Origin of the sequence: Aneurinibacillus aneurinilyticus ATCC 12856 (genome assembly GCF_000466385.1) — a bacterium.
Lineage (GTDB): Bacteria > Bacillota > Bacilli > Aneurinibacillales > Aneurinibacillaceae > Aneurinibacillus > Aneurinibacillus aneurinilyticus.
In genome coordinates this window covers 1-5685 of sequence record NZ_KE952692.1, presented here as the reverse complement: position 1 = coordinate 5685, position 5685 = coordinate 1, and the positions used below count along the sequence as shown (strand labels likewise).

The following is a 5685-nucleotide window of genomic DNA, read 5'->3' as shown; positions in this document are numbered from 1 at the left end:
ACTTTGGATTATACTGGATAATCAACACCCTTGGGTTTTTGTTTAAAATTATCTTAGTTTTTTTATGTGTAGAACTTAATTTACTAGCATAAAATTATTTATGTAACTACCTGATTCCCTGGCTGTAAAGAAAAAGCCTTGATTGTCAGGAGAAAAGAAGGCATGTTCGATAGCACCATAATTATCGGTTTTCAGTACTTCTTTTTTACCCGTTTTAAGGTTATACAGATATAATTTCCTCTCTTTAAATACCGTCGGAGCGGTTCTAATCAAGGCAAGATTTGTGTCCTTCGAAACGGAAAAAAGCGTGACCATCTCTTCCACTTTATAGATTTCCCTTAACATTTGTCCCTCTACATCGTATTCAGCAATCCGGTGAACAGCAGGTACTACCTTCGTTGTTTGCTCTATGTCTGCTTTTTTTGATTTTTGTACCCTTCCTTTTCAGAATAGAGAGAAGCATAAAGTTTTCCGGTAAACGGATTAAGTGTCAATGAACGATCGGAAGTGTCATGATCTTTTTCATCCCAAAGGCTTAATTTTTTTGATTGTAAATCATAGGTTGCTAATGGAATATTCCTTTGGCATTTTGGCGATGTAGATAGAATGATTTTTTTGTCCACTGGAATCATGCGATTAATTGCGAACAATTGTGTAGTTAATTGTTCCTTCTGTTTGGTTTTTAAATCAAATTTGACAAGTTGATCTGCTCCAGTGGAATCACACTCAGAATAATACAAAGTATGGTTCGTGCGGTCAATAGCTCCCAATGGGTACTGGGCAGTCATTAGTATCTGACCTACTTCTTCCACTTTTTTTGTAGTAAAGTCATATATGTAATATGCTTTTACTTTTTAAAAACGGTATGGTATTTGGGTGTTTTTGCCCATACCCCGAAAAAGGGGAGCGCCTAGACTACTACGGCAAGCATTTATGAGAAGCAGCAAGGTCGATAAAATCATGACCACCCATCCCAACGGGTGGTCATGATTTCGAGCGTTTCACGCCCTCAACTGGCTAAAGCCTAAATAAAACGGAGCAGCTCCGGACTTTTCTGCCCGGAGCTACCCGCACTTGTCGAATAAAAAATGGTCTCTTAAAATGCTCGGCCATCGAGTAGTAACGAAGAGCATCCTTGTCTATGTGGTTCCTCGCGAGGATTCGATCACTCTTTGCTCTATCCCGTCCAACAACAAAGCGATTCCCGATTCGAACATCTCGTCAGATCCGATTAAATTGAATAGTTGGGCATCATGCATTCGCTCGATCAGACTGAATTGGGAGAGATTGATTTCGGAACTGCCCTCGCCCTCGTCTTCAAGCGTCAAATGCAACATACGCTGTTCGTACTCGTCTATGGCATAATGGATCACGAAATTGAACACATGGGACACATACGAAAACTTCTGCTTATCCGATAACTGCGTCGGCTCGATCATTTGCAGCAGGCAGTCGAACAACTGCAAATAATCGGACTCGGGACGCGACTTTATGAGAATTTGGGCAGAGCATGGAAACTGTTTCAGCTTCTGACGGATGACTTGTATGCTTAATAACAGCCGTTCCCTCCATACTCCGGTTTCAGGAAGATCGCGGATGATCTCTCGTGCAACTTCGTTCGCAAGTGCCTGGAACAAAATTTGCTTGTTCTTAAAGTACCAATAAATCGTCGGCGCTTGAATATGAAGTTCTGTGGCGAGACTTCTCATCGTAAATTGCTCGATGCCTTGAGAACTAAGCAGCTTCCACGAAGCTTCTATGATCTTCTCTTCAGATATATGGGGCCTGCGCTTTTGCTTCATCCTGTCACTTCCCATCGCTTTTCTTTTATCTCTTATTATATCTTAACTGGGCTTTGGTTTGGAAAGAAACAAACTCAACACCAACGCGGCGAAGATTAACCTGGAGCTTAATAATTTGAATTAAATTAGGGTATAAAAAAATACGTTGGAACAAATGTAACTAATCTTCGATAACCATATCTTCATCCGGCAACGGCTTTTGATTATACATATCGGTGCCAGCCTGCGAAGATAACCGAACATTCCTCATGCCGCGCTGAATGGCGGGTAATTCATAATCCCGAAGTGCGTCCAGCAATTGCTTATTTCCGTTTTTCACTTGAATCAATTCTTTGGATAGCTCGCTTGCGTCAAACAATGCCGCATTTGCCCCGGTACCGGCAGGAGTCATCGGATGAAGAGCGTCGCCCAGCAATACGACTTGCGTCGTTTCCTTCCACGGCTTATATGGCATCACATTACGAAGATGATAAACTGCCGTTAATTCGGGTTCGGCCAACTCAAGCATGCGTTTGACTTGCGGATGCCATTCTCGGGTTCTTTCTTGCGCAAGTTGCAACAATTCCGAACCGCTCAATTGGAAAAGTTGTTCATCGGGAATATGGAACCATTCCGGCGATCCGGCAAAAACGGCATAAAGATAGTCTTGCTGCGGAGTGATTTTCACATGAGGCGCCAACGTTTCCGGAATCTTCTCCAGAGGCTGTTTGAAGGCCATATCATCAAGAAGTAGAAAGCCTGGAGCTTCTCCATCCGGACACCCGATACCTCGCATTTCTTTGCCGGTGGGTAAATTCAATTCCTTTCTACGATGTTCGTCCAGAAATACCTTGGTATATAATACCCTTCCTCCCGTATCGAAAATTTCAACCCTAGGCTTATATTGATTCCGAACCTTGGACGCACCGCCGTCAGCTCCCACGAGTACATCTGCGTCAACATACTCCCCATTGTCAAACCATGCTCTAATTTGTTCGTTGTCCAACTTCTCGTAGTGCGTGAATCGGTAGCCGAAATGAATGTTTTCATCCAATTCTCCAAGCAGTACTTCTCTAAATGTAAACCGATTCACGGCAGGCTGAACCTCTTTAGATTGTTTGTTCACTCCTTCTGGTCCTCCGTCCGGTTTTAAGGAGTATGCGTCGAGGAATACAGGATGGCTCGTAGTGTAAACTGCAGTCGAAAGATGGAGCTGGTATAGATGACTCGGTAAGCAATTTCGAAGCGCGGTCGTACCGTCAGGATTCAATTTAATACGATATCCTGTTTGGCGAAATGAAGATGACTGATCTCTTTCGTAGACATGAAAGTCGATATTGTTATTCTTTAGACTTTGGGCCAGAGCAAGCCCGCCAAGCCCGCCTCCTATAATAGCTACAGAAATTTTACGCATCTCTTCACCAGCTCCTCTAACATTATTAGATTTATCTTACATCGTTATATTAATGTGCACTTAAGTATCTTGTCAACTATTAAACTTAAACGCCGCAACTCGATGCTATGTTACTGAGCATTTTGCATAATTCTTAAGTTAATCGCAGCAATTCCGGTCGTGCTGATCATAGCGCTATGTGGGGTCATTTTTTTCCGATATTGTTCACGGGCGGCGGAAGCATCGGCTATGGAATACGGTATATATATCATGTGCAGTAGATGCTTTGCGTGCAAAAGGAGTGGAAATTTCAGAAGAATAATTGCGATAGTTGGTTAACGTTGCGAATCTCCCATCATTATGCATTTTGACTGTGCAAATCAGGAAGGAAATTACAGTTATAATGACGAAGGAGGAACCAGCACTGTAAGTAAAAATATTAAAAAGTGAAAGGATGATGTCATGTGGCTTTAACGGAAGTGAATTTGGTTGATAAGGCATGCTCATGTATTGATGAACAGGATGCGATTGCGTTTTTACAGAAGTTAGTCCGCATCAATAGCGTGAATCCGCCCGGCACGGAAAAAGCGGTAGCCGAAGCAATTAAAAACAGGCTGGTTAAGGCAGGGATTGCTGTAAAATTGGATGAAGTGGCACCAAACAGAACGAATTTGTTTGCTGCACTATCCGGTGCTACAACCGCTTATGTAAATGGGCAGCAAACAAGCACAGACAAGGTCCTCGCTTACAGTGGTCACTTCGATACAGTACCAATCGGGGAAGTGGAATGGAAGCATGCCCCGTTCGGGGGTGATGTGATAAATAGATATATGTATGGCCGTGGTACAGCCGATATGAAAGCCGGCGTGGCGGCCATGGTGCTGGCACTTGAATGTCTTCAACGTGCAGGAATCAAGCTGGGCGGCACGCTACGCTTCGTTGGTACAGTCGGCGAGGAGGTGGATTGCTTCGGCGCTAAACAAATTGTGCAAAAAGGCCAGATAGATGATACGACAGCCATGGTTATTTCCGAACCGAGTGCCAATGAGATTTTTTGTGCCCATAAAGGCGCATTGTGGATAGCGGTTACTGTTTATGGGAAAACGGCGCATGGTTCCATGCCGGAGCAAGGGGTGAATGCTATTCAGCTCCTTACCCGGTTTATCGGTGAATTGGATGCATATGAATTCGAATACGAAGAACATCCCCTGCTTGGTGAACCGACCATGAATATTGGTACGATTCATGGTGGAATCAAAACGAATGTCGTTCCGGATCGTTGTACGTGTACGCTTGATATCCGTACCGTTCCCGGTCAGAATCATGACGAAATTGTCGAGCAATTGCGTGCAAGACTGGACCGGCTATGCAATATGGCAGGCGCCTCCTATGATATTCGGATCGCCAATGACATGCCGCCGCTAACAACCGATTCAGAAGATACATTTGTCCAGCTTGCGGTTGATTGTGCCCGCAAGCATACCGGACAGTCCCTAAAGCCTAAAGGCGTGCGCTACTTCACAGATGGTTCGGTTTTTGCGCCTCACCTGCATGTGCCGACATTTATTTATGGACCGGGAGAGCCGACGATGGCACATCAGCCGGATGAATGGGTAGAAGTTGATAAGTACCTTGTATCGATCCGCTTCTTTATCGCGATGGCGATAGAGTATTTGGGAGGATCAGAAGCAGAGGATGAGCGCTGAAAGCAGTAGAATGACGAGCCTATGCCACCTTGTCATACCAATTTTTCCCTACGCCTGTCGATAGATGCCGAGCACCATCGGCAGGCGGTTTCCATTGCCTGCGTACTAACTCGCTTACAATAGTGAGAAACAGTAGTCTTGAATCTTTCGGATGTGCATCTTTAAGATACCGCTTCGGCATAAGGCGCTGTTCTTCACATCATTATATTCGGTTTTATGCATGCTGGTTCGACAATCGAATCACATCGAATAAATCGACTTTTTCCCGGGTTTTTTCATGGTATAATACGTTTCCTTGTACATGATCAATGAACAAAACTCCATTCAAATGATCAATTTCATGCTGAAGGCAACGTGCAAGAAAGCCCCTGCCTTCAAGGAAAAATGTTTCCCCCTGCCGATTCATACTCTTAACCACCACATGGTTGGCTCGTTTTACGATACCTGTATAACCTGGAAATGATAAGCAAGCTTCTGGACCTGCTTGCTCGCCACTCGTCTTTATAATTTCTGGGTTGATTAGCTCAATTAATCCTTCCCCACAATCCATGACAATGATTCTGCGCAATATTCCTACCTGTGGAGCTGCCAAACCCGCACGCCCGTCATCCGCATATAATGTGTCTGCCATATTATCAAGTAGTTTAATAATTTTTGGTGTAATTTCATCAACAGGTTTGCTTTTTTTGCGCAGAATGGGATCGCCAAACGGCAAAATCTTTTTTTGTGACACGAAAGCATTCTCTCCTTTCTGATTATGCTTCCCTTACTTTTTTATACGAAAATGTTCCCCTTAAAGGCAAAA

General features: G+C 43.9%; 7 protein-coding genes. 1 reads left to right on the top strand and 6 read right to left on the bottom strand.

Annotation, left to right across the window (positions count from 1 at the left end; translation table 11 throughout):
* Window positions 1-75: 75 nt before the first annotated feature.
* From HMPREF0083_RS03355 to HMPREF0083_RS03340, 4 genes are all read right to left on the bottom strand, one after another.
* Window positions 76-324, bottom strand: a complete 249-nt coding sequence (locus tag HMPREF0083_RS03355) for a TolB-like translocation protein (protein WP_148315845.1) — start codon at window positions 322-324, stop codon at window positions 76-78.
* Window positions 325-407: 83 nt separating this feature from the next.
* The gene (locus tag HMPREF0083_RS03350) at window positions 408-788 is read right to left on the bottom strand and encodes a hypothetical protein (RefSeq protein ID WP_040301357.1); all 381 of its coding nucleotides are present in this window, start codon (window positions 786-788) and stop codon (window positions 408-410) included.
* Between the two features lie 351 nt (window positions 789-1139).
* The gene (locus HMPREF0083_RS03345; protein WP_040301356.1) at window positions 1140-1802 is read right to left on the bottom strand and encodes a TetR/AcrR family transcriptional regulator; all 663 of its coding nucleotides are present in this window, start codon (window positions 1800-1802) and stop codon (window positions 1140-1142) included.
* A gap of 160 nt (window positions 1803-1962) precedes the next feature.
* Complete coding sequence (locus HMPREF0083_RS03340) at window positions 1963-3195, bottom strand: FAD-dependent oxidoreductase (RefSeq protein WP_021619618.1); 1233 nt, start codon at window positions 3193-3195, stop codon at window positions 1963-1965.
* Between the two features lie 443 nt (window positions 3196-3638).
* Here HMPREF0083_RS03340 and HMPREF0083_RS03335 point away from each other — a divergent pair, with 443 nt between their 5' ends.
* Window positions 3639-4880 carry a M20 family metallopeptidase gene (locus HMPREF0083_RS03335; RefSeq protein ID WP_021619616.1) on the top strand — a complete coding sequence of 414 codons (1242 nt, stop codon included), beginning with the start codon at window positions 3639-3641 and terminating at the stop codon, window positions 4878-4880.
* 19 nt (window positions 4881-4899) lie between these two features.
* On the opposite strand, the gene HMPREF0083_RS27810 is transcribed toward HMPREF0083_RS03335, so the two are convergent.
* Entirely contained in the window at window positions 4900-5061 is a 162-nt protein-coding gene (locus HMPREF0083_RS27810) for a hypothetical protein (RefSeq protein ID WP_021619615.1), read from the bottom strand.
* Window positions 5062-5094: 33 nt separating this feature from the next.
* Window positions 5095-5613, bottom strand: coding sequence for a peptide deformylase (def, locus tag HMPREF0083_RS03330; RefSeq protein ID WP_021619614.1), 519 nt, complete (start codon window positions 5611-5613; stop codon window positions 5095-5097).
* Window positions 5614-5685 lie beyond the last annotated feature (72 nt).

Coding starts and splice junctions, on each gene's coding strand:
- HMPREF0083_RS03350 (WP_040301357.1), bottom strand. CDS start 788: ATGACTGCCCAGTACCCATTGGGAGCTATTGACCGCACGAACCATACT.
- HMPREF0083_RS03345 (WP_040301356.1), bottom strand. CDS start 1,802: ATGAAGCAAAAGCGCAGGCCCCATATATCTGAAGAGAAGATCATAGAA.
- HMPREF0083_RS27810 (WP_021619615.1), bottom strand. CDS start 5,061: ATGCCGAAGCGGTATCTTAAAGATGCACATCCGAAAGATTCAAGACTA.
- HMPREF0083_RS03340 (WP_021619618.1), bottom strand. CDS start 3,195: ATGCGTAAAATTTCTGTAGCTATTATAGGAGGCGGGCTTGGCGGGCTT.